This is a genomic window from Leeuwenhoekiella sp. A16, assembly GCF_047946675.1.
Classification (GTDB): domain Bacteria; phylum Bacteroidota; class Bacteroidia; order Flavobacteriales; family Flavobacteriaceae; genus Leeuwenhoekiella.
Genome location: NZ_CP172313.1, coordinates 2,326,298 through 2,348,936 on the forward strand (window position 1 = coordinate 2,326,298; position 22,639 = coordinate 2,348,936).

Below are 22,639 nucleotides of genomic sequence, written 5' to 3' on the forward strand. Positions count from 1 at the left end.
TCATAATAAACAAGAAATAATGAAAAACGAATCAAAAGATTTAAACGGTAAAGTAGCTTTGGTAACAGGTGGTACCAAAGGAATCGGAAAAGCAATTGCAGATAAACTATCTTTCGCAGGAGCAACAGTTATCGTAACAGCACGAAAACCATCCGAAGAAAAAAATGAACACCATTTCATAGCAGCAGACTTAACCAAAAGCGATGATATAGTAAATCTTATCCAACAATTAAGAGAAGAATTTGGTACGCCCGATATTTTGATAAACAATGTAGGTGGTACATCCTCACCGGCTGGCGGCTTTCAGATGCTCAGTGATGAAGACTGGAATAAGGATATTGAACTCAATCTACTCGCCTCCATTAGACTGGATAAGGCCATCATCCCTCAAATGCTTGAAAAAAAATCTGGTGCCGTAATCCATATTTCTTCACTAAACGGCAAAATACCCTTGTACGAGTCCAATTTCTCCTATGGGGTGATGAAATCAGCATTAAACGCTTATAGTAAAACACTTGCAAATGAAATAGCCAAAAAGGGGGTCCGTGTAAATACGGTGTCTCCGGGAATGGTACGAACATCTGCGATGGAAACATTTCTGAAGGGTTTTGCTGAATCTATCGGTAAAACTGTTGAGGAAGCTGAACAACAGATTATGGATGGTTTGGGAGGTGTTCCTTTGAACCGTCTAGCAGAGCCGGAAGAAGTTGCCAATATGGTGGCCTTTTTGGTATCAGAAGAAGCAGCTTACATCACCGGGGCCAATATGCTTGTTGACGGAGGAACTTATCCAGCCGTATAATCAGATTTAAATCTGAAACAAATGTTACAAAACGTAACTCTTTATAAAAAGTAGCCATAGAGCGGCGGGTTGTAGAAGAAATTTTTACTGCTCGAACAATTAATTGAAGTTAAAATGGAAAAGTTAGAAAACGAATTAAAAGGAAAAATAGCCTTGGTAACAGGTGGTACAAAAGGCATAGGTAAAGCAATTGCCGATAGGTTATCGGATGCAGGCGCAAATGTGATTGTCACTGCTCGAAACAATCCCGGTCATGCAAACTTGAAGCATCATTTCATTTCCGCAGACCTAACTATTTTAAGTGAAACCGATAAAATAATGAAAGAAATCAGTGAAAAATTTGGCACAATTGATATTCTGGTCAATAATATGGGAGGCTCTAACAGTCCTTCAGGAGGGTTTAGTGCGCTTTCCGACGAACATTGGGAAAGTGATTTGCAACTAAATCTGCAGTCCTCTGTTCGGATGGACAGGGCAATTCTTCCACAGATGGTAGAAAAGAAAAGTGGAGTTATTATCCATATTTCTTCATTAACAGGTGCTCTGCCAGTATATGAATCTCTTGGTGCTTATGCGGTAGCCAAAGGTGCCTTGAATAACTACAGCAAAAGTCTTTCGAAAGAATTTACGCCACAAGGTATACGTGTCGCAGCGGTTTCTCCAGGAATGGTAAGAACAGATACAATGGATAATTACTTGCAATCTTTATCTGATACAATGGGAATAACTGTAGAACAAGCAACCCAAAATTTGATGAGTAGCCTTGGTGGAGTTCCGATGGGTAGAATGGCGCTTCCTGAAGAAATAGCAGAACTGGTAGGCTTTTTAGTTTCCCCAAGAGCATCCTACATCACCGGCGTGAATTATATAATCGATGGAGGCGCAAATCCTTCTTTATAAGGTTGTGATACAGCAAATAGAAGAGCTGATCTATTCAACTCTTCTTGTTTTTAAATGAAATAAAATTTCGAATGATTATGAATACTCAAAAAAGCAAACTGCTCATTTATGGAGCATCTGGATATACAGGAAAAATAATTGCAGCCAGGGCGAAAGAATTAACCCTTGACTTCGAAATTGCAGGCAGGGATGCCGTAAAAACCCAAGAGCTTGCAAAACAGTTAAATGCTCCCTTTCACATATTTACCGTTGATGATGAGAATGCTTGGAAAAAGGTCTTAGAAAACAAGCAGGTTTTGATCAATGCAGCAGGTCCGTTTAAATTCACAGCTAAACAAGCGATGAATGCTTGTTTAAATGCTGGAGTACATTACCTGGATATTAGTGCTGAACTGGATACGTACAGACTAGCAGAATCACTAGATGGCAAAGCTAAAGAGGCAGGTATTCAGTTAATGTCTGGAGCTGGTCTTTTTGTAAGCTATGATGCCTTGGCCGTTCATTTGGCAAATTTGGTGGAGCAACCACAACAAATAAAAATTGGTTTTCAGCATTATGGAGGTTTTTCCAAAGGCTCGGTGCTCAGCAGTAAAAATATAGCTGATTTAGGGGTGCTGATTCGAAAAGATGGTCAAATCATTGAAAATAAAAACCCGCAGCCAAAAGTATTCTCATTTGGTAGGGAAGAGTTAGAATGTTTACCGACCCCTTTAGGAGGCATTATTTTATCGTATAAATCTACTGGAATCTCCAACATAGAGGAATACTTCTCCCTAAAACTTCCCGCGTCAGATATGCCAGACATAAATCCAGAAAACCTACCTGACGGCCCAACGGAAGATGAACGTTCTTCAGGAAGAAATGCCCTTTCTGCTGAAGTCACCGGCATCGATGGTCAAGTAGCAAAAGCCTGGATTGATGCTCCTTCGGGTTATGATCTCACTCCACTTTCGGTAGTGGCAGTAGCAAGTCGTATTTTGAATGAGGATTTTAAAATAGGGTATCAATCACCCGGATCTGCTTACGGAGAAGATATTATAAAAGACATTCCAGATACTAGGTTAATAGACCTAATCAAGTAACTATAAAACCATATTAAAAACTAGAATTATGAGTAACGAACAAGAGATTTTAAATTTAATCGCACAATACACCCATTATTTAGATCAAGGTAATTTTGATGGCGTAGGTAATCTATTTGCTGAGGGAAAAATTATTACTACCGGCAGCAGTATAGAAGGAAAAGAAGGTGTTTCAAAAAAACTGACCAAAGACCTTCAGGTATATTCCGATGGCACCACCCGAACAGCTCACGTGACCACAAATACCGTTTTAGATATTCAGGAGGAAAATGATCAAGCGACAGCAGTTTCATACCTAACTATATACCAACAGGATAATGAACGTGATTTTCCTTTACAACCGATAATGATAGGAAAATACCACGATACATTTAAACGTAAAAATGGGCAATGGCATTTTTCAGTACGCGAAGTGGTCATCACCCTTACCGGAGATCTTTCTCACCACGCTAAGCCGGAAATTATGAAATTTGTATAAAATGGACAGCAATAAAAAAACAGTGTTCATAACCGGGGCCAATAAGGGCATCGGTTTTGCAACCGCGAAATTATTAGCCGAAAAAGGCTATCAGGTTTGGATGGGTGTTCGTAATATGGAGCGCGGAGTAAAAGCACATCGATTACTAAAGGAACAAAATCTTGATGTGCATTTAGTGCAGATTGATATTTCTAATGATGAAAGCGTAACAGAAGCAGCTCATTATTTAGAACAACATCTAGAGCAACTGGATATTTTAATTAACAATGCAGGTCTTGCCCCGAATTTATCCGTTCCCCCTAGCGATGAAACGCTTTCCGCAATTAAAAAGCAATACGAAGTCAACACTTTTGGACCGGTTCGGGTTACCCAATCTTTATTGCCTTTACTTAAAAAAGCCCCTAAAGCCAGCATCATTATGCTCAGTAGCATTGTGGGTTCTTTGTCACTTTCAAGTGATGAAAGTACAATTTACGGTCAAGTTAATTTTGCAGGATATTCCAGCTCTAAAACAGCTTTAAACGCTTTAATGGTTGCTTTTGCAAAAGAATTAAAGCCACATAGAATACCAGTTATCGCCATAGAACCTGGACATATTAAAACAGATTTAAATGGGAATACCGGAACAGAAACACCAGAAAGTGCGGCAAAGCTAATTGCCAAATATGCCTTATTGGGCGATATATCAAATACCGGAAAGTTTTTAGGCCCTAATGGTATTTTACCTTGGTAAGTTACTTGAAATCTTAGAAAAGAAGGGATCGTTCTAAACTATTCTCATTTCTATATTGATTGTATTCGTTTAATCGGAAACAGATTATGAGAATTTGGAAACTTAAAATAAGAGAAGCTTAACCAACTTTATCAAAAAATAAAAGACAAAAGTTATGACTACAAATGCAAAAGGAATCGTTTTTATTGTTGATATCAGTGGCTATTCTAAATTTATAAATCAAATTGATGCTTCAAATGGTATTAGAATTATAAGTCGCTTATTTCATAGCATTATTGATCAAAACCAATTAGAATTTAAAATCTCGGAAATCGAAGGTGATGCTATTTTATTCTATCGTTTTGGGGCTCCTGTTTCATCTGAAGAAATCCTTGATCAATTCAAAACAATGCTTTCCAGCTTTCAACAACAAATCAAGGATTTACAAAAATATTTTCCCATAGTTGCCGATATGGGTTTAAAAGCCATTGTCCATTATGGTAAAATGAGCGAATATGCCATTCAAAATTTCTATAAATTATTCGGGAGAATTTTAGTGGATGCACACAGACTACTAAAAAATAATATTCCCGAAAACACGTATGTGCTTATCACAAAAGAGTATATAGATGCTTTAAAGAAAAACGGAATAGAGAGTACTATTTCTTGTGGTTACCAGCAATGTGAGCTCTATGATATAGGAAATCTATGCTATACCTATTTTCCGTTTAAGACTCAAAAAAATCTATCCAAAAATCTCAAAATCGCCTAATTTTTAAAAAAGTTATCCGTTTTCACTTAGGTGAAAAATAATTTGATCGTACCCCACTAATTTTGACCTGAATTAAAAAAAAATAAATAGATATGAAAATTGTTAAGAATTTATTCCTCGTATTGGTAATGGTATTTACCACTATTTCCTGCTCTGATGATGACGATAATACACCTTCTGAAGAGCATCATTCTACACTTGTTTTGGTACACGGAGCTTGGCAATCTGCTTTTGTTTGGGATCAGGTAAAAACCAAATTGGAAAAGCAAGGACACACCGTGATTGCATTAGAATTATTGGGTCACGGCGAAGATAATACCCCGGTTTCTGATATTACTTTTAAAGGATATGTAGATCAGGTAAAAGCGGTTATTGTAGGGTTGGATACTCCAGTAGTTCTGGTTGGTCACAGTTTAGGTGGTGCCGTAATTACGCAGACGGCCAGTGAAATCCCGCAACAAATTGAAAAATTAGTTTATGTAGCGGGATTTATTCCTAAAGATGGGAAAAGTGTTTTGGATTATTCTGCATTGGATACCGCATCTTTATTACCTACTGCTTTGGAATTTTCTGCTGATGGAAGTACTGCTGCAATTTCTAATGCTGAAATAAATATTCAAGAAATTTTTTGCCAATACGGATCGGATGAAGACATAGATGTTTTAGTGGAAAAGCTAAAACCCGAACCGGTAGCAGCCTTAGCAACACCTCTAGATTATACTATAGATGATTATACTGCTATAACAAACAAATATTACATATTTACTAAAGAAGATCACGCCATTACCTATCCCTTTCAGCAACAAATGGCATCGGAAGCAGGGATTACGAATACCTTTGAAATATCTTCCGGGCATAGTCCCTTTGTTTCCAAACCTGCAGAGCTGGTGGAAATCTTTGATGCGATCTTAAAGAACTAATTTATGGGACTTTTCAGTAAACAAAAAGTATTAGAAGTCGGTGAGGTGATTCCGCCTTTTCAATTACAAGATCAAGATGGAAAATGGGTAAAACTACCCAATACTATTCAGCAAAAAGGAGCGGTTATTTATTTCTATCCAAAAGATGAAAGTGGAGTTTGCACAAAAGAAGCCTGTGCTTTTCGAGATAGCTTTGAAAGTTTTTCTGATGCAGGGTTTGAAGTTTTCGGAGTAAATAATGGAAGCATTGAAAGTCATAAAAAATTTCAGCGACACCATAGGTTACCTTTCACTTTATTGAGTGATCCGAGAAATGAAGTTCTTAAAATGTTTGGTATAAAAAATGTCCTTTTTTTAACCGGTAGAGAGACTTTTGTAGTGGACAAAAATGGTAAGGTTCTTCATAAATTTAGAGATTTTCTAAATGGAGAAAAGCATATTAATGAAGCTTTAACTGTGCTAAATTAATTTTAATGAAAAACGGCTTACCTATTTAATAGGCAAGTCCTTTTTTTATTTACAAAACATGGAGATGGATAAAACTTTATTATATCAGCACTTAAAGGAATTCTCAGGGTTATCCGAATTAGATTTTGAAAAGGGAGAAAATTTTTGGCATTCAAGATCTATTAAAAAAGGTGAATTCTTCAATACAAAAGGTGTCGTATGCAAAGAACTGGGCTATATTACCAAAGGAATTTTCCGTATCTACCATTACGATGATCTGACCCAAGAAGAAACGAATGTTTTTTTCTTTTCAGAAAATCAATTCTTGATTTCCTTTCACGCCCACTGAATAAGAATCAAATTCCACCAAAAACCCGCAAACATCGCTGTTTGCGGGTTTTTTCATTTTTGATGATATCAAATAATATCATTTAATACCGTATAAATCGGGAGTGATTCGGGAGTAAATCTCGGGAGTGATTTTACTCCCGAATTAGCGTCGAAAAGCCCGTCCTTACTGATTTCTTCATTTTTTTATTTCAAAATTATAAAGTACTTTAGAGTGGAATTTTGAACAAAAAATGAGCCTTTTACTCTCCATATTATTTCATATTCGAAAATCCAAGGGTAAATCTGATGGGTTAGCAGGCATTTATTGTCGTATAACGGCAGATGGCAAAAGGGCTGAAATGAGTATCGGAAGGAAGGTAGCTATCGATAGGTGGGATGCTACTGCGGAACACGTTAAAGGAGTATCAGGCGGTGCTAAGGAGATCAATACCCTTATGCTTAGCATTCAAAATGACCTTCTTGAAAAACAACGGGAATTCAACAGACAAGGCATTTCCTTTACCGCTGCTGATCTGCGAGATGCCTATCTGGGGAAAAGCCATACAGCCAAGATGCTGTTGGAACTTTTCAAAGAGCATAACGATAAGATTTTTAGGTTGATACGTTCGGGGGAATATGCACTGGGAACATTTAAGCGCTACGATACCGTTCACAACCACTTAAAGGAATATATAAAAGCAAATTACCAGGGAACTGATATAGCCCTTAAAGATATTGATTACAAATTCATAGAGGGATTTGCCTTCTTCCTGAAATCTGAGAAGAACTGTGCGACCAATACTACACTGAAATACATCCGTAATTTTAAAAAGATCGTTCGTATTGCACAGGCCCATAATTATATCCAGAAGGATCCTTTTATCAACTGGAAGATGAAACGAAAGGTAGTCAACCGCGAGTTCCTTTCGGAGACAGAACTAAAGAGGATGTCTGAAAAAGAATTTGAGATGGATCGTTTGAGCCAGGTGCGGGATATTTTTATCTTTTCCTGTTTTACAGGCCTTGCCTATATCGATGTGCAAAAGCTTACCCGAAATGATATTCTTATGGGTGTTGACGGTAGTAAATGGATCAAGATTAAACGGACAAAAACTGACACACCCAATAGCATTCCCGTGCTGCCTGAAGCCCAAGTCATTTTGGATAAATATGAAGATTTTACACATGCGGATAACTCGACAAAATTATTGCCTGTGGCCAGCAATCAAAGGTCAATGCTTATCTCAAAGAGATTGCCGTGCTGTGTAAGATAACAAAGACACTAACCTTCCATTTGGCGCGACATACTTTTGCAACAACCGTAACACTGTCCCGTGGAGTACCTATTGAGACCGTTAGCAAAATGCTGGGCCATACCAATCTTACAACTACTCAGCATTATGCAAAGGTGCTAGACCTTAAGATAAGCAGGGATATGCTGCAATTGAAGCAACGGAAGAGCATACTAGGAGATTCACAGAAGGAATAATTTTTTGGCGACAATATTAAATCTTTAAGTTTCACAACTAATTGAAAGAAGTTATCTATACTAATGCTGGTAGCATCTGCCGTTAGAATTTGTTGTCATCCGTTTGCATCGTAACCCCTTTTTAGTCTTACCGGAACATTGTACGGACTGAGATTTAGAAGGCTCTTTAGAAGCCTGAGTAGAAATTAATGATCTAGAGCTTTCAATATTGGAATTTGATCTTCTAATTGGCTTGCAAACTTTACAAGCTTCATATCCGGTTTCTAAAGCTTTTTCTAAGGTAATAACGATCTTAGAATTTTTTAAATAATGACAATTCTCAGTATGATATTTCTCTCCAGTTTTAGTTATATATACTTCTTGCGTTTGCGAATGACACCGTGTTCCAATTACAAGGAATAAAGCAATAAAGACAATTTTTATACTCTTGGATATCATAACTTATTTAGCTAAGATTCAAACTATTCCTGCAATATAAAATCATCAACTATCTTTTGCATGTTTGATGGAAGTCCTGCATTTTTAATTTCATACTTCGAGACTCCCATCACTTCAAGCCAATCCTTCCAATATTTCTGAATTACATCTTCTTCGTAAGGATTTTTTATATCTGGATTAATACCCAAAACCAAAACCTCTAATTTATCGAGATTCTTGTTAGCGGGAATAAAGCCATAATTTTTGTCTAACATTCTTTCCTTCCATTTACCTGTGTTGAGATTAAACTTTTTTACAGTTTGAGGGGTAAGATATGATGTTTGGTTTCCTTCTTCCAGAATGGTGTTTTTATGATATATGTATCCGTCTGTAAGAATAATTAAAATATTTCGGTGATTTTCCTCAATGCAGAAATCATTTACTTTGCTTTTGAAGAACCTCCAAATATCAGACCCTACATAGGCATCATCTAAAATTGCAGTTTCATATATAAGTTTTGGAATACTGTCATACTTTTCTGAAATAGAAATGATTTTATCTTTTGTAGCATTATCTTTTGTAAACCTTAGTTTTAAAAGATCAAGCTTTTGATTAAGCTCTTTATCTGCAGGTTCGGGATCGATGTATAATTGTATTTGATCATTTATTTTTCTTGTTTTCTTATTTCTTAGATGAATTTCAAAAGCATTAGCGACCGAATTAATATAACCCAGATCTCTTTCGTAAAATTCCATGGCTGGGTCAGGATATTTGTCAGGATTGATTCTATCTGAAAGATCAAGTAATAAGCTGATATTTAAATCAGGTCTTTCTGAATTTAGTTTTTTTACTGGCTTACTAGCAGGCGTAGATTCTTGAGGAGTTTTGGGTTCGTCCTTACATGCTTGCAAGAGCACAAGAAGCACGGGAATGATGTAATAATATTTTTTCAGCATTAGTTTATGAGTTTATAGAGACGACCTTCGTAATCCTCATTGTCTATATTATATTTTACTAGATGCAATTTTTGTTGTTCTTCACAAAGCTTATATAATTCTTCTCTTCGCTTTAATCCATCAAAATTATCCGAAATGGCTAAAAACCATCCTTTTACATACTCGGCGTGATAGGTTAAATAGTGCTTGTTTGAAAACACAAAACCATCTATTGTTCGTTGTAAATCGGTTATTTTACCTTCAAAACCGGAAATTTCTTCTTTAATCGCGGGAAGTTTTTCTTTGATTTTCAGCGTTTCAGCTTCGCTATTTTGGATTTCCTCACGTTTTGAACGTATAAAGGATTTGATCAAATCAAAATTTTCGTATTCTTTCATTATAAAATCAAAAACTAAACCCCAAATTATGTAGACAATGAAACCGGCGAATATTATACCCCAAAATTCTACAGATGAAAACGCAATTGGAAGATTAAAAGGCGGTGAGTCTGGTGTTTTATAGAAGTCATAGAGCTTCTGCTCAATCAAATATGCGAGAATAGCGTCAAAAATAAATGTGATCCCAAAAAGCAGGAAAATTTTAAGAAAACTTAAAACCCCCTTTTGTTTCTGAAACATATGAATTAAATAACCAAGTCCCATAAATGCAAAAGGTATTGTAGCCACAAAAACAGCTTCGAGCCATCCGTCTGCTACTGCTTTTGTAAAGGCTTCTGCATCAAAAATGGCTTCACCTAATTTATCTGAATTAAAATCTTTAAAAAATGCAGAATAGGATGCAGAAATATAGAAAACTAATAGATAAAGAGTAATTGGAAGTAAAACGAATAGTCCAATGTAGAACTGTGCTTTAGGTCTCTTATCAACATCTAAACCATAAATTTCTGGCTTACGTTTTACTTCGACCATGTCTTGTTTTAAGCCACGAATTTTATCTTCTAAATTTGAAATACTCTCTTCAAGCAGGCTTAAGACCGTCTTTCTTTTTTTTAATTCTGTTTCTTGTCTTCCTTTTTCATCTAAGTAGGGTGCTTTGAGTTCATTTTGTAATTGCTCATTTTCCCGACACTTGCCTTTATAGTCCATATACACCTCCTCCAGGCAAGTTTTAAAAACCCTATGATTACCTTCAGCTTGTTTTGAGGAGCCATATCCACTTTCAAAAAAAGTGAGTTTGACCTTCTGAATATCTTCAATATCAGATTTCACTTCAGAAATTGTATCCTTCTTTTTTACGGCAAAAATACTTTTTAGAGCGCTCATATCATTCTTGTGTTAATGCGATTAATTCTTCTTTTGGGAGATTTCTTTCAGCATGATGAAGTAAAAAATCAACTAATTCTGGAGTGTTTTCTTCTAAGAAGCCAAATTTTAGACAGTACTTCTTAAGGGTGTTCACTTCGTCTGGAGTGGCTATTGAGTCTGCCCAAATCATTACCGCAAGATCATAGAGGTATGAGATTTTTTCTTCAACGGTTTCAGGAATTACGGTTTCATGAGAGGGGTTAAGCAAAATCGAATCTAATTCTTGTTTACTAACGCCTCTCTCTTCTGCAAAATGATAAAGCATTTTCATTTCTAAAACATCAAAATTGTCATCTGAGAATGCCATTTGATAAAGCCTTAAAAAGTGACTTTTTAATTCGGTTGAGATCATTTTATCAATATGATTAAATTAATTCGATTAATATATTAGCGATATCTATAAAAACTACCATGAACAGTAGTAAAATATAGCAACCACTTTTAGAATTTTTATTGTTTTTCTTCGATTTAGTTGAAGTATAATGTCCTTGAACATAAGTGCCATCTTTTTTATAGTAACCTTTTCTATATCCCATATCCGAGTAAAATAATCGTTAATGATATGCCTAATAAAAATGTAAGGAGGCATCCACTTTTAGAGGATTTTGAAAATGATTTTCTGTACGTAAGACCAGAAATTCCTGAGCGAACTGTAAAACCTTTGCCATTAAGCGAGCCTCTTTTTGATCGGTAGCTAGGTCTTATGCCTGTCTTACTAACATTAAGTCCAATGCCTTTCCCCAGATTAATCCGTTTTTGTATTCTGAATCCCATTCAGATAATTGTTTTTAATAAGTTTACTTATCAAAGTAGTTAATGTCTTAAATATTTTTATTTAAGAAGTATGACATTCAGGCGAACATGTTATACAACCATTAGATTGAGAAAAAGTTTTTTTAGCCTCTTTGACAGCAGTTGAACAATTAGAATGAAGACCTAAATCCTTTTTACTATTTACCAGAGACAGCCAGTAGCAACCTTCTTTATGTACTTCATGATCTCCATTGTTTTGTGCACTATTGTTAACATAATACCTTGCCATAATTTTTAGTTTTAGAATTATACTTTGCTAATCTAAAGCCATTAAACAACAAAGCCTTACGGAATTCCGTAAGGCTTAAGTAAATTTCATATTTGGTAATTCTGCTAAATCAAATCAATCCCAAATCTTTCACAACCGCAACTAGGTGTACGGCATTATTTGCTTTGAATAAAATACGTAGTCTATTTAGTCGTTTTTCTATCGAGCTTATACTGCTTGGACGAATAGCATTCTTTTTAAACTCATCACTTATTTCTTTATTAGAACATCCATCAGACAATTTTTTAAGTAACAGAATGTCATAATTTTCTATATCTAAACTTTGTCGTTTGTCTAATGCTGCAGCTACTTGGGGAGAAATAAAACGTTTATTATGTTTTACAGCTTCTAAAGCATTACTTAAATCCTCCAAACTTGTCCTGCTTTTAAACACGTATGCATCAATATTTTGTTCTTCAAAAAGCGAACGAATTTTTTGAAGACGCTCTTCCATTGAAAATACAATAATCTTTATAGAGGTAGGATACTCTCTTATTTTTGCTATTAAATCGCTTCCACCTTTTAGTGTTTGTTCTCTGTGATCTTGCTCAAACGAAAGATCTGCAATGAGCAGATCAAATGGGTTTTCATCCTTTAAGGCCTTCAAAAATTTTAAATGCGCGTCATCACAATACTCTGTAATCACTATTTCTTCAGCACCTTTTTCAAAAAGTTGCTGCTCAATTTTTTTGGTATTCCATCCTAAATCCTCGGCTATAAGTACTTTTTTAAACATCTAAACTTGTATTTGCACGGTGAGACCCTTACCTAACTCAGGATCAAATATAATTGTTCCGTTTAAAGCATGAATACGGGATTCCATATTTTGAATACCATTCCCTTTTTTTATTTCTTCACCACTACCATTATCCTTATATGTGATTTTTAATTTTTTCCGATTTTGATCGAATGAAATTAGAGCCAAATTAGCATGGCTATGTTTCTTATTGTTTGTCATCAATTCGCCAAGAACCATATAAATAGTGTTCTTTTTTGTCTGGCTAATTGTTGACCAATTAATTGCATTCAGATCGCGGGTTATTACGTTTAAATGTTCAGATTTATAGGAATTTAGCCTGCTGATAAGCTGATCTGGAAAATTAGACCCTTCAATTAACGGACTATGATTTTTTGATATGTCCCGGGTTTCAAGATATATTTTATCCAATTTTTTCAAAATATGTTCTGGGACATTCAGATTTTGGAGTTCAGACATAACCTGAAAGGTGTCATTGGCTAAACCGTCATGAATTCTTTTGGAAATAAAAGCTTCGGTTTGATGTATGCTTTCTAATTGTCTGCGTTTTCTTTTCTGATGCATTAGGGCAATAGTGGGTACACTTATACAAACACCTAAAACTGCAAGAGATAAATAAATAGTTTTTAATGTCTTTTGTCGCTCACCTTCTAATTGTGCAATTTGAGTATGTTGCTGTTCTTTTTCAACATCATACTTCATTGCTGCATATTTATTTTCTTTAATCAGGCGGGCTTCCTCTAGGCTATCTTTTAGTTTTTTAAATTTTATAATCATAGGATCCTGATCTAAGATCACATATTTCCCTAAGGAATTCACGAGATATTCTGCGGAATTAATTTTTTTTGCAATTGCATAGCCCATGTCAAAATAAACCCGGGCCTGTCTAAAGTCCTGAGATTCGATATAATACTCAGCAAGATCATTATAGCTGGAATATTGCCCAACCAAATCATTTTCTTTGATTCTATATGCTAAGGCAACCTGTATAGAATTTAGTGCGTCTTTATCGCCTAATTTAAATTGTACATAACCCAAATTAGAGAGTATCCTAGCATATTGTTTTGTGTTTTCTGTGGAAGCAATTTTTAAAGTTTCTTTTAAAATTTCTTCTGCTGATTCATACTGCTTTAAATCTTTATAGATGGTAGATTTGTTATTCAGGATACTTATACTATCCTTTTTTGATTGCGAAAAACTTAAAGCTCTATCATAAAATGATAGGGCTTTTTCATAATCGTTAAGCCTTCTGTAAATCATTCCCAATTGATTATTTAATCCTAATTTTAAATCTGCCTTTTTATCAGAAGAAATATTTTCAGCGAAGCGAAGCGCAAATACAACTGTTTGCTCGCTATCATTTAATAACCCGTATTCTGACTGTCCGTTGGCAATGAGACGCAAATTTTGTATAGCAGATAAGGTATCTCGACTATATAATGAGGACTTTACTCTTTTCTCAAAGAAGGTTTTAGCTTTTTGAAAATCTGCAAAATCTGTAGGCTTACTTAATGTATTGTAGTAATAACGTAAACTATCTGCTTCCTTAATATTTTGCCCATAGTTTTCAGTAGAAATAAATATTAAAATAAAAAAGAGGAATGAATAAGCATTTGCTTTCATTCCTCTAAAATAGATATTTATTCTGATCTTTTTAATGTATACTATCTGGTAAAGGGGGCAAAATTGGTTCATCATCGCCGCAGCATGATGAAGGATCAATTACCTGATCTCGTAATTTTTCTGGTGTACAAGAAAAAAGAGCTAAATTGAGGAAAACCGTAAGTATTATTAGAATTAATTTTTTCATTTTATATGTTTTTAAAATGGACATACCTGTGGCTGTCCGAGTTTTTTGACTCAGTGAAATAGAGCGGCTAATCCGCTATGGAAAAAGAAGAGACGTCTCTCTGTTTTTGAGAAGTATGGAGTGTAGAAGAAGAATTTTGATTACTTCTCAATTCTCAAAAATTCAACTAATACAACTCCATTTAAAGAATTTTGCTGTGCTGCAAACCCTGCTTGCAAAACAGGTCACAGTTAAAATTCTAAGGCAAATGAATAGAGAAATTTTATGGAAGAAAGGAAGGCTGCAGGAAAGGTTTAGGAAACTTTTTGGAAATCATATTCCATTCGATTTCCGTAATTTTTCCGGATATATTGAAATGAAAACAATTGGAAATTTCTAAGATATGAGTCGTAAGCAGTTAATTTTGAATGCTTTTGAAAAGGCGCGATTAGAAGGTGTCCAAAAAGGAATTAAAGAACCTTCTTTAACGGATAATGCAAAGGTTCTTGTAGAGTATATAGATAATGAAACTGGAATTTCTTTAAGCGATAGGACATTACGGGATTATTTCAACAAGGCTAAAGCTGAAAATACCGAGGACTTGAATATTGCTAATCACCAGACCCTTGATGCGTTATTAAAATATCTCGACTTTGAAAATTATCAGGATTTCTTGGGTTTCCTCAATACTACCGAAAAAGAAAGCCGTTCCGAGGTAAATGACATAAGACTTAGGCGTAAGAATGTTTTTGACGGAAAGAAGTGGCTGTCGAAGAATAAAATTTCGTTTATTTTGATAGGATTTGCTGTGGCATCATTAATTGTAGTAAGCTTAATAGATTTCAAGGAGGAGAACCGCTGGATGATTTGGAAAACAGATCATTATGAAGAGGTTGGCTTTTCGGCAGATCTTTTCAATTCGGGTAAATTGAAGCTCTATAAACCAGAACGTATTGAAGATTTTAGAAAGGTTAATGCTGACTGTAGAACCATGTTTTTTAATCCTGATGGAAGTGAAAAGTTCTGGTATGGCAAAAATATTTCCGGAGAACTTGAAATCTTTTCATCTTTAGGAAAGCATCCCGAAACGGGGAAGACCTTAAAACCATTGACGCAATATATGATTGATAAATACATTTGTTCTAAAAGCATAAATAAATTAGAATAAATTACTTCACCCCATTCCCCTCCATCCGTAAAAAGCTTTCATTACAGGAAAAGCGTTTCATGCCAAGGTCGTGAACACAATCCCAGAAAAAGGGATTACGTACGCCTTTTAAAAGTGATTATTAAGATATGTCGATAAAATTGCATAATTTCGACATATATTTGCAACATGTCGATGCTTTCGACATAGTCCTCTTTAAATGTCGATATCATGTATGATCCTGAAAAAGCATATAACAATCTGCCATTATTACCTCCTAATGTTGAAGTTGAAACAAAGAAAATATTAAAGCAAGCAATTACATCAAATAAAATATTGGCAGAACTTAAAGGACGAGCGGATGAAATTCCGAATCAATCTATGCTTGTAAATGCCATCACATTACAAGAAGCTAAAGACAGTTCTGAAATTGAAAATATAGTAACAACTCAGGATACGTTGTACAAAGCTTTTTCTTCTAATATTTCTACTACAGATGCCCAGACAAAAGAAGTTTTAAGATATCGTCAGGCATTATGGGAAGGGTATACTGATTTAAGTCAAAGACCTCTTTCTACAAATTCCTTTATTCAAATAGTGCAGACTATAAAAGAGAACGATTCTAGTATAAGAAATGTACCCGGAACGAAAATCACGAGTAATAATACAACCATTTATACACCTCCAGAAGGTGAATCTGTAATTCGAAATCTATTAAAAAATCTGGAAGATTACATACATGCAGAAGATGATATTGATCTTCTAATCAAATTGGCAATAATGCACTACCAGTTTGAAGCGATACACCCTTTCTTTGATGGGAACGGTAGGACGGGTAGGGTCATTAATATGCTCTTTATGGTCGAGAAAGGGCTTTTGGATACTCCTATACTTTATCTTAGTAAATACATCATTGAGAATAAAAATGAGTATTATACACATCTTAGAGGGGTAACCGAAAATTCAGCATGGGAAACTTGGATTCTTTTTATATTAAAAGGTATAGAAGAAACTGCGCTATACACTTTAGATAAGATAAATTCAATTAATAATTTGATGCAGGAAACCATTGTTTTTGCAAAAGAAAAACTGCCAGCTCGAGTTTATTCTAAAGAACTAATTGAACTATTATTTGAACAACCCTATTGTAAGGTTAAATACCTTGTTGATAAAGATATAGCAAAACGTCAAACGGCAGCGGAATACCTTAATGAGCTTGAAGCAATTGGAATCTTAAAATCACAGAAAGTAGGAGTTGAGAACCTGTATTTAAATGTAAAATTGGTTGAGGTTTTAAAAAAATAAAAGAATTCAAAAATGGTTTTCTGGAAAGCAGGGAAAGATTTATGGCTGTGTCCATACCGATGATTGCAAAGAAAAAAAGGAATAATTTAAACTGAAATCACCCCATTCCCTTCCATAACGCAAAAGCTTCATTGCAGGGAAAGCGGTTCATGCAAAAAGTCTTAAACCCAATCCCGGAAAAAGGATTGAGTTCGCTTGAAACTACAGGATTAAAATTTAGGTAGACATAAAACTTTATAGTAATTGTTTCGTTTTAAGAGTCTTTCTAACTAAATATAAATGAGTTAAGCAGACATCATACTACTAGGATGCTGTTCATTCAATTCGTTTTCAAGCTTGATTATTTCCTGTCTAAAGAACTTTATAAACTGAAGTTCCGTCACCAGCTTGTAGAATTCTAAATACTTAATTCTGTTGAAGTGAATGCGTTCTTTTTTTTCTAAATTTTGATATTTCTTACCAAGGGGAATATGTACACCCTCTCTTTGAGACATACAATTTTCCAAAAGTTCATTATAAATATCTAGCATCATTATACAATATCCTATTCGAACTTTTAAAGGGATATCCATATTCACACAATTCTGGTAAAGACCCCAATCAAAAATATTTTGATCGTATATGATTAAAATTTTTCTTTTAAATCTTATATTAATATCGATCTCATTCATAATCTTCGGTTACAGTTTAAGAAATGTTAGCCTGATCGAATCTTCATTCAATTGTTTTGATAAATTGTAAACTTTGAAGATGGCAGAACATCTTTTAAAAATTCTTTAGTTAAATTCGAGATAAAAAATATCAGCAATTATTTACAGGGTTTGTAAATAATAATTATCTCAACTAGTTTGAAGAGTTTGGAGGGTATTGATAAAATGATAATCAAGTTTATTCATTCAATCCTTAGTAAGTTAAAAGAAATTATCGTTTTAATCTCATAAGAAAATCATAATGTCTTGTTGAACCCAATCCTAAAAGGGATTACGTCCGCTTAATCCTGCTTGCTTCAACTTTTGAATTCAAATTGAAGATTTTCAAAACTTCAGCTTTCCTTAAACTACTTATCCAGAGCAGCCGTTTCCTTTTCTTTAAAGAACTAAAATTTAGTTTGGGAGCTTTGCATAATCAGGCTCCCTTCGTCGCACTTTTTATAAAAGCTCTTTCCAAACTTAAATTTTAAATCACGGTCTGCCGAAAAGGAAACGCGATGGCGCTATGGGAAGTAAAGGGATAGTGAACCGGAAAATTTATTCGTTTATAGCCTAAAAATCCTATCTGAAAGATACTGAATTTCTTTAAACAAAAAAAAGGAATACGCTCCAGATATAAAAAGTAAATGGATTTTTTTGAGGGTGCTTTTCGGTACTGTTCTGCCGTGATTTTAACTTGCATAGGATTAAATTTTCTGTAGATTTCACCCTCATTTTTTAAGAATACTTTTAGCGCGTAATCTTTAATTTCTTAAAATTTATAAGTCGATTTGGTGTTGATATAGGAACCCGTACTTTTTACGTAGGGGTTCGATTTTATGTCTGCTTTTGGCGGACAGAAGGCGAAGCAAGAGGATAACACGCGCTGCGATGTTATAATTTATAAGCGCCTTATTTTCAGGTAGTTGATTTTTGAAAAGATTATACGTTATCTGGAATTTGCGACAAATGCTCTGAAAACCCCAGTAAACAGGCAATTATTTGCGACAAATCACTAAAAAACAGGACTATTATGGAACCCTTTATCAGCATCCGGATCAAGAGAAAAACAGCTCAAAAATTTCAGGAATTTTCTAAGAAAAACTTTAAGACCCATTCGGAAACGATGGAAGCCATGCTGAATTTTTTTGAGCATAACGGAGTCTCCCCGAAAGAAGAATTAGGAGATATGGGCAGAACCCTCAAAGCCTATATCAAAAAACGAAATGATGCCATCATTGCCATCATCAAGAACATTGAAAAAAACCAAACCAAGCCTACCACGGCTATGTTAGAATCTTTATTTGTGCAGGCAGAAACCGAGGAAGAACCTTTGATTGTAGTCAATGAAAACTATAAGGAAAGTACCCTAAGATTTGAAGACTGGGATGGAAAGGACTTTTAAGGCATTGATTTTTTTAGCTAAAAGCTTTGACCCAAAATTTAGGTATTCAAATAAGTAAGCTCACGCGTTGTATATGCTCTTCACATTTAGTGAGTGCCAAAGACCTCACCTTACGGGTGTACAAACACCCTCAACCCGATAAGGGGTTAATCTATAATAACTTCAATACCTGCTTTCTGGGCCTTGTATTTTATTTTGGTCATCAATTCATAATAGCTCCAGTTTCGTAAGACAAAGGGCTCTTCTTTGGCTATTTCAATTTTGTCTTCCTGATTGACTAGCAGGAGTGTGCCGGCCTGCTGCTTTATGCAAAAGTCAATAAGCCTTTTGCTGTAGAGGTGAATGCGGTGGTGTACATAATTCCCTTCCGCTTTTCGGAGCTTGTCCACTGCTTTTACTTTTCGTTGGGTTCCTTTGCCAGATTTGGAATAGGTGGCCCCAATCTGTGCCCGTTTCTGGGCTGCCTGTATGGCTAATCTTCGGTAGAGAAACTCTTCTTTGGTGCCAATGGTAAGCCTGGACTTTCCTGTCTTTACCACAATGGGATATTCCAGAGAAAGGGAGGCCTCGGCGATGACCTCTGGTTTTAACGGGTGCTCTTCTTTTTCCATTTCAAACACGGCCAGCCAGAAGATCTTTCCGCCCTTTAGTTTAATGTGGGAGGTGCACAATTTTCGCTCTTTTCTGGAGAGCTCCTCCAGAAGCCTGCGTTTGTCACTAAAGTCTTTTCCGAGATAGGTTTTAAAAGGAACCTGAACAGGTTAAAACAAAAGGCCTTTTTCTTCGGGTCATGGTAGATCTTATAGATACACTCCCCGCCAAAGGGAATGGCCATATCGCGTTTAAAATTCTTTAGGGAGCGCTCCCCGCTCCAGTACTCCGTCCTGTTCTTATTAAAGGAAGATATCAGGGTACGGTTTAAGCTGGAGAGGATATCCAGTGGAATTTCCCCCCGAAAACGGTCACAGACCACCCGATAGGTGGTATTGATGCGCGAGCGATTTAAGATACCGAGGTCGTCTTTCTTTTCATCGGTGAGTTTATACCTGACCCCATCAGAGAGGTAAAAGAACTCTTTGATCATCTCCTGCACATATTGATGGGAAACGATCATATTGGCAGCCCTAAAGCAGCGATTCTGCCACTGATAGAGTTTACCCAAGGCTTCATTGCGTTCTTCCCGGGTGGGCAGGTCAATCAGCAGCTGGATCTTTCGGGTCAGGGTTATGGTATTCTTTTTCATACTAGGCGGATTGGGGTTGCTGTTGCCGGTGTTTATCCTGTAAAAACTTATAGGCCGTGGTAAAGGCACGGTGCACTTCTTTTTGGGAAAGATTAAGCTCGCTGGCAATGGCTGCAAAGGAATACTGCTTTTCACAACGTAGGGACAAAACCCTAGCTTGTTCACGGGTCAGCTCAGCCGGAACGTGTTGATTAGAAGTGCTTTTTTCTTTAGTTTTTAAAACAGCCTCCTGATTGAGGATGGTTTTAAGATCCCGAATGGCCAATTTTACCTCGTTACTGGTTTTGGTGATGCTAATACCCATAACATCAGCAATGGCTTTATACCGAAAGTCATATTTAAGACACAACTCAATCAGGTGTTTTCGATCCGCGTTAAGTACGGGAAGTATTTTGTTAACCTGATCAAAGTCCAGTTGTGCCGATTCCTGATCCTGCAGGCTTTTTTCATCAACGAGGGGATCATAACCAGCCCTGTAATCCTGATAGTTTTCATCATCATCAAGGGCATATATATTTCTTAGGAACTTATTTTTAGGTCTGCTGTAAAAGGTGTTGCATTCCCGGGTCATTACAAAGCGCAAGAAATTAACCATATGCTGCGCAGACTCAATACTCTCCCGGTTGACCCATAATTTTAAAAAGGTGTCCTGGACTAAGGTTTCTACTACAAAACTATCTTTCATTAAACCCCTGCCAATCCAGTAGATACGCCTGTGATATTTAGCATAGATAGCAGCGAAGGCTGATGGACAGCCCTGCTTTAAAAGATTAAAATGTTTAATGTCATTGGAGTTCTTCATAAAATGACTTTAAGTGATTAGCATAGATTCATTAACAGGAGTGGTATCTTTGACCGGTTCTTGAGCAGGGCTCATAAGTATTAGCTTTAAGGTGAATAGCCTTAGAGATTTTTTCAGGCAAAAATTTTACGTTAAATTAGTAGCATCAGTAAAAGGTAAACAACCAGAATCCTTTGTAAAATACCAGGACGGACTTGTATTTTACCAAGAGATTAAACCACAGAGAAAGAATCTATATCTTTAAGTTATGACAACAGAAACCAAACCCAATCATATAGGCCGAAAGATTGCCCGAATACGCGAGCTACGCGGCATGAAGCAGGAAACCCTTGCCGAAGAACTGGGCATTAGCCAGCAAAGTGTTTCTAACCTGGAACAAAGTGAAACAGTAGAGGGTAAAAAACTGGAAGAAGTGGCTAAGGTTTTGGGAGTCACGAAAGAAGCGATTGAGAATTTTAATGAAGAGAAGGTTATCAACTTCTTCAATAATTTTAATGACAATAGTTTTAGTAATAGTCAAGGAACTTTTAATGCAAATTATTGCACATTCAATCCTTTAGATAAATTGATAGAAGTGGTAGATGAGAATAGAAAACTTTATGAACGATTGGTTCAAGCCGAAAAAGATAAAGTGACGTATTTAGAAGAAATGCTAAAGAAAAAATAAAGACTTAACCAAGCAGCTTATTAAACCTCATTCTTAAAAAGTTTGAGGTTTTTTTATGCTTTTATGGAAAACCGTAATAAAGTCAATGTGAAAGATAGTAACTTGTGGAATAGATAGAATATACTGTAATTCCGATACTTATCGCTTTAATCTGTATATTTCATTTTAATATAACCAGTTGTAGGTAATTATCAAAAACGTTAAATTATGGAAGAACAAATGAACCTCGAACACGTTCCAAATATAGATTCGATAAAAAAATCTATCCAAAAATTTAAAGATTGTAACCTAAGCAAAATCGGATATGGAAAACTTTGGCAAGCTTTAGAAAATGAATTTGGAATCATACCCTTTCTAAATAGAGAGATAGAAAAAGGAGAAATTGATAGAGCACGAATAAACAGTAAAATCGGAGAAGTATTTAACTCTGAAAACGAAATATCTTACCGGGAGGACATTAGTAATATTAATAAATATGGTAGAACAAATGCACCATTTCAATCCATGTTTTATGGAGCTATACCGACCAGTAAAATTGGATATCCACGAATTACTAGTCTTATTGAAACAAGTGAAATCTTCAGAGACATACCACAAAATAAATTTATTGATGCACATTTCATGATGACCCTAGGGAAATGGGAGATAAAAAAACCACTAAAAGTCGTTGACCTTGTTTTCAATAAGAACAATATTGAAAACATCGAGGACATACAGTTTTCTCATGAAGATGCAAGAAAAACAATCGCTGAAAATTTCCCCGATAATACAGTACAAATCGAACTGATTTTGGAGTTTTTCTCAGATGAATTCGCAAAAATTGACATTAAAAACAACAATGATTATAAAATTTCATGTATTTATTCTCAAATGGCACTAAACCAAGGTGTAGATGGAATAGCTTATCCAAGTGTAAGGACAAAAGCTATGGGTTACAATATCGCCTTAACGCCGTTAAGCGTAGATTCATCATTACAGATGACCAAAGCTTCTATGCACAAAATTGAGAAAGAGAATGACGATACATACATTGGAAATTATAAGATAGCCTTGGACTTGGGAGACTTTAATTCCAATTTTAAATGGGAACGTGCAGAGAAATAACTGGCTACAACAATTCATAACAGAAGTGATGGTTAAGAGAC

Annotated in this window: 23 protein-coding genes and 1 pseudogene; 16 read left to right on the forward strand and 8 right to left on the reverse strand. The window is 35.5% G+C overall.

What is annotated here, in order from left to right; all coding sequences use genetic code 11:
* Window positions 1-19: 19 nt before the first annotated feature.
* The 11 genes from ACH3O9_RS10075 to ACH3O9_RS10125 all read left to right on the forward strand — a co-directional run bounded on the left by ACH3O9_RS10075 (window position 20) and on the right by ACH3O9_RS10125 (window position 7,932).
* Window positions 20-802 (forward strand): SDR family oxidoreductase, encoded by a 783-nt coding sequence (locus ACH3O9_RS10075; RefSeq protein ID WP_416439995.1) that lies wholly within the window; start codon window positions 20-22, stop codon window positions 800-802.
* Window positions 803-916: 114 nt separating this feature from the next.
* Window positions 917-1,702 (forward strand): SDR family oxidoreductase, encoded by a 786-nt coding sequence (locus ACH3O9_RS10080; RefSeq protein ID WP_416439997.1) that lies wholly within the window; start codon window positions 917-919, stop codon window positions 1,700-1,702.
* 77 nt (window positions 1,703-1,779) lie between these two features.
* A complete protein-coding gene (locus ACH3O9_RS10085; protein ID WP_416439999.1) occupies window positions 1,780-2,784 on the forward strand; it encodes a saccharopine dehydrogenase family protein in 1,005 nt (334 codons plus the stop codon).
* A gap of 28 nt (window positions 2,785-2,812) precedes the next feature.
* Window positions 2,813-3,262, forward strand: coding sequence for a nuclear transport factor 2 family protein (locus ACH3O9_RS10090; RefSeq protein ID WP_416440001.1), 450 nt, complete (start codon window positions 2,813-2,815; stop codon window positions 3,260-3,262).
* A gap of 1 nt (window position 3,263) precedes the next feature.
* Window positions 3,264-3,995: an SDR family NAD(P)-dependent oxidoreductase gene (locus tag ACH3O9_RS10095; RefSeq protein ID WP_416440003.1), complete on the forward strand. Its 732-nt coding sequence runs from the start codon at window positions 3,264-3,266 to the stop codon at window positions 3,993-3,995.
* Window positions 3,996-4,149: 154 nt separating this feature from the next.
* The gene (locus ACH3O9_RS10100; protein WP_416440005.1) at window positions 4,150-4,746 is read left to right on the forward strand and encodes a DUF2652 domain-containing protein; all 597 of its coding nucleotides are present in this window, start codon (window positions 4,150-4,152) and stop codon (window positions 4,744-4,746) included.
* 92 nt (window positions 4,747-4,838) lie between these two features.
* The gene (locus ACH3O9_RS10105; protein WP_416440007.1) at window positions 4,839-5,666 is read left to right on the forward strand and encodes an alpha/beta hydrolase; all 828 of its coding nucleotides are present in this window, start codon (window positions 4,839-4,841) and stop codon (window positions 5,664-5,666) included.
* A gap of 3 nt (window positions 5,667-5,669) precedes the next feature.
* Window positions 5,670-6,134 (forward strand): peroxiredoxin, encoded by a 465-nt coding sequence (locus ACH3O9_RS10110; protein ID WP_416440009.1) that lies wholly within the window; start codon window positions 5,670-5,672, stop codon window positions 6,132-6,134.
* 64 nt (window positions 6,135-6,198) lie between these two features.
* A complete protein-coding gene (locus ACH3O9_RS10115; protein ID WP_416440011.1) occupies window positions 6,199-6,462 on the forward strand; it encodes a hypothetical protein in 264 nt (87 codons plus the stop codon).
* 232 nt (window positions 6,463-6,694) lie between these two features.
* On the forward strand, window positions 6,695-7,717 hold the full coding sequence (locus ACH3O9_RS10120) for a site-specific integrase (protein WP_416440013.1): 1,023 nt from the start codon (window positions 6,695-6,697) through the stop codon (window positions 7,715-7,717).
* Entirely contained in the window at window positions 7,702-7,932 is a 231-nt protein-coding gene (locus tag ACH3O9_RS10125; protein WP_416440015.1) for a tyrosine-type recombinase/integrase, read from the forward strand. The genes ACH3O9_RS10120 and ACH3O9_RS10125 overlap by 16 nt, the downstream gene beginning before the upstream one ends.
* Window positions 7,933-8,393: 461 nt before the next feature.
* On the opposite strand, the gene ACH3O9_RS10130 is transcribed toward ACH3O9_RS10125, so the two are convergent.
* The 5 genes from ACH3O9_RS10130 to ACH3O9_RS10150 form a co-directional block, all read right to left on the reverse strand.
* A complete protein-coding gene (locus ACH3O9_RS10130) occupies window positions 8,394-9,305 on the reverse strand; it encodes a hypothetical protein (RefSeq protein WP_416440017.1) in 912 nt (303 codons plus the stop codon).
* Complete coding sequence (locus tag ACH3O9_RS10135; protein WP_416440019.1) at window positions 9,305-10,567, reverse strand: ABC transporter permease; 1,263 nt, start codon at window positions 10,565-10,567, stop codon at window positions 9,305-9,307. Before ACH3O9_RS10135 ends, ACH3O9_RS10130 begins: the two co-directional genes overlap by 1 nt.
* A gap of 1 nt (window position 10,568) precedes the next feature.
* On the reverse strand, window positions 10,569-10,961 hold the full coding sequence (locus ACH3O9_RS10140) for a hypothetical protein (RefSeq protein ID WP_416440021.1): 393 nt from the start codon (window positions 10,959-10,961) through the stop codon (window positions 10,569-10,571).
* 799 nt (window positions 10,962-11,760) lie between these two features.
* Complete coding sequence (locus ACH3O9_RS10145; protein ID WP_416440023.1) at window positions 11,761-12,426, reverse strand: response regulator; 666 nt, start codon at window positions 12,424-12,426, stop codon at window positions 11,761-11,763.
* Window positions 12,427-14,070 (reverse strand): tetratricopeptide repeat-containing sensor histidine kinase, encoded by a 1,644-nt coding sequence (locus ACH3O9_RS10150; protein WP_416440025.1) that lies wholly within the window; start codon window positions 14,068-14,070, stop codon window positions 12,427-12,429.
* A 569-nt stretch (window positions 14,071-14,639) separates the two neighbouring features.
* Between ACH3O9_RS10150 and ACH3O9_RS10155 the strand changes: the two genes are divergently transcribed.
* Together ACH3O9_RS10155 and ACH3O9_RS10160 are read left to right on the forward strand one after the other, a co-directional pair.
* Window positions 14,640-15,404 (forward strand): hypothetical protein, encoded by a 765-nt coding sequence (locus tag ACH3O9_RS10155; RefSeq protein ID WP_416440027.1) that lies wholly within the window; start codon window positions 14,640-14,642, stop codon window positions 15,402-15,404.
* A gap of 210 nt (window positions 15,405-15,614) precedes the next feature.
* Entirely contained in the window at window positions 15,615-16,688 is a 1,074-nt protein-coding gene (locus ACH3O9_RS10160; protein ID WP_416440028.1) for a Fic family protein, read from the forward strand.
* 284 nt (window positions 16,689-16,972) lie between these two features.
* Here the strand turns inward: ACH3O9_RS10160 and ACH3O9_RS10165 are convergent, their stop codons facing one another.
* Window positions 16,973-17,182 (reverse strand): hypothetical protein, encoded by a 210-nt coding sequence (locus ACH3O9_RS10165; RefSeq protein WP_416440030.1) that lies wholly within the window; start codon window positions 17,180-17,182, stop codon window positions 16,973-16,975.
* 1,228 nt (window positions 17,183-18,410) lie between these two features.
* Here ACH3O9_RS10165 and ACH3O9_RS10170 point away from each other — a divergent pair.
* Window positions 18,411-18,782, forward strand: coding sequence for a BfmA/BtgA family mobilization protein (locus ACH3O9_RS10170; protein ID WP_416440032.1), 372 nt, complete (start codon window positions 18,411-18,413; stop codon window positions 18,780-18,782).
* 146 nt (window positions 18,783-18,928) lie between these two features.
* Here ACH3O9_RS10170 and ACH3O9_RS10175 read toward each other — a convergent pair.
* A pseudogene (locus ACH3O9_RS10175) lies at window positions 18,929-20,025 on the reverse strand (hypothetical protein).
* A gap of 1 nt (window position 20,026) precedes the next feature.
* Entirely contained in the window at window positions 20,027-20,827 is an 801-nt protein-coding gene (locus tag ACH3O9_RS10180) for an RNA polymerase sigma factor (protein WP_416440034.1), read from the reverse strand.
* A 247-nt stretch (window positions 20,828-21,074) separates the two neighbouring features.
* Between ACH3O9_RS10180 and ACH3O9_RS10185 the strand changes: the two genes are divergently transcribed.
* Window positions 21,075-21,494, forward strand: a complete 420-nt coding sequence (locus tag ACH3O9_RS10185) for a helix-turn-helix domain-containing protein (protein ID WP_416440036.1) — start codon at window positions 21,075-21,077, stop codon at window positions 21,492-21,494.
* Window positions 21,495-21,701: 207 nt separating this feature from the next.
* The gene (locus ACH3O9_RS10190) at window positions 21,702-22,598 is read left to right on the forward strand and encodes a hypothetical protein (protein WP_416440038.1); all 897 of its coding nucleotides are present in this window, start codon (window positions 21,702-21,704) and stop codon (window positions 22,596-22,598) included.
* The last annotated feature ends 41 nt before the right edge of the window (window positions 22,599-22,639 follow it).

Excerpts from the sequence above, each read along its gene's own strand:
- ACH3O9_RS10075 (WP_416439995.1), top strand. The coding sequence starts at position 20 with ATGAAAAACGAATCAAAAGATTTAAACGGTAAAGTAGCTTTGGTAACA.
- ACH3O9_RS10080 (WP_416439997.1), top strand. The coding sequence starts at position 917 with ATGGAAAAGTTAGAAAACGAATTAAAAGGAAAAATAGCCTTGGTAACA.
- ACH3O9_RS10085 (WP_416439999.1), top strand. The coding sequence starts at position 1,780 with ATGAATACTCAAAAAAGCAAACTGCTCATTTATGGAGCATCTGGATAT.
- ACH3O9_RS10090 (WP_416440001.1), top strand. The coding sequence starts at position 2,813 with ATGAGTAACGAACAAGAGATTTTAAATTTAATCGCACAATACACCCAT.
- ACH3O9_RS10095 (WP_416440003.1), top strand. The coding sequence starts at position 3,264 with ATGGACAGCAATAAAAAAACAGTGTTCATAACCGGGGCCAATAAGGGC.
- ACH3O9_RS10100 (WP_416440005.1), top strand. The coding sequence starts at position 4,150 with ATGACTACAAATGCAAAAGGAATCGTTTTTATTGTTGATATCAGTGGC.
- ACH3O9_RS10105 (WP_416440007.1), top strand. The coding sequence starts at position 4,839 with ATGAAAATTGTTAAGAATTTATTCCTCGTATTGGTAATGGTATTTACC.
- ACH3O9_RS10110 (WP_416440009.1), top strand. The coding sequence starts at position 5,670 with ATGGGACTTTTCAGTAAACAAAAAGTATTAGAAGTCGGTGAGGTGATT.
- ACH3O9_RS10115 (WP_416440011.1), top strand. The coding sequence starts at position 6,199 with ATGGATAAAACTTTATTATATCAGCACTTAAAGGAATTCTCAGGGTTA.
- ACH3O9_RS10120 (WP_416440013.1), top strand. The coding sequence starts at position 6,695 with ATGAGCCTTTTACTCTCCATATTATTTCATATTCGAAAATCCAAGGGT.
- ACH3O9_RS10130 (WP_416440017.1), bottom strand. The coding sequence starts at position 9,305 with ATGCTGAAAAAATATTATTACATCATTCCCGTGCTTCTTGTGCTCTTG.
- ACH3O9_RS10135 (WP_416440019.1), bottom strand. The coding sequence starts at position 10,567 with ATGAGCGCTCTAAAAAGTATTTTTGCCGTAAAAAAGAAGGATACAATT.
- ACH3O9_RS10140 (WP_416440021.1), bottom strand. The coding sequence starts at position 10,961 with ATGATCTCAACCGAATTAAAAAGTCACTTTTTAAGGCTTTATCAAATG.
- ACH3O9_RS10145 (WP_416440023.1), bottom strand. The coding sequence starts at position 12,426 with ATGTTTAAAAAAGTACTTATAGCCGAGGATTTAGGATGGAATACCAAA.
- ACH3O9_RS10150 (WP_416440025.1), bottom strand. The coding sequence starts at position 14,070 with ATGAAAGCAAATGCTTATTCATTCCTCTTTTTTATTTTAATATTTATT.
- ACH3O9_RS10155 (WP_416440027.1), top strand. The coding sequence starts at position 14,640 with ATGAGTCGTAAGCAGTTAATTTTGAATGCTTTTGAAAAGGCGCGATTA.
- ACH3O9_RS10160 (WP_416440028.1), top strand. The coding sequence starts at position 15,615 with ATGTATGATCCTGAAAAAGCATATAACAATCTGCCATTATTACCTCCT.
- ACH3O9_RS10165 (WP_416440030.1), bottom strand. The coding sequence starts at position 17,182 with ATGTCTCAAAGAGAGGGTGTACATATTCCCCTTGGTAAGAAATATCAA.
- ACH3O9_RS10170 (WP_416440032.1), top strand. The coding sequence starts at position 18,411 with ATGGAACCCTTTATCAGCATCCGGATCAAGAGAAAAACAGCTCAAAAA.
- ACH3O9_RS10180 (WP_416440034.1), bottom strand. The coding sequence starts at position 20,827 with ATGAAGAACTCCAATGACATTAAACATTTTAATCTTTTAAAGCAGGGC.
- ACH3O9_RS10185 (WP_416440036.1), top strand. The coding sequence starts at position 21,075 with ATGACAACAGAAACCAAACCCAATCATATAGGCCGAAAGATTGCCCGA.
- ACH3O9_RS10190 (WP_416440038.1), top strand. The coding sequence starts at position 21,702 with ATGGAAGAACAAATGAACCTCGAACACGTTCCAAATATAGATTCGATA.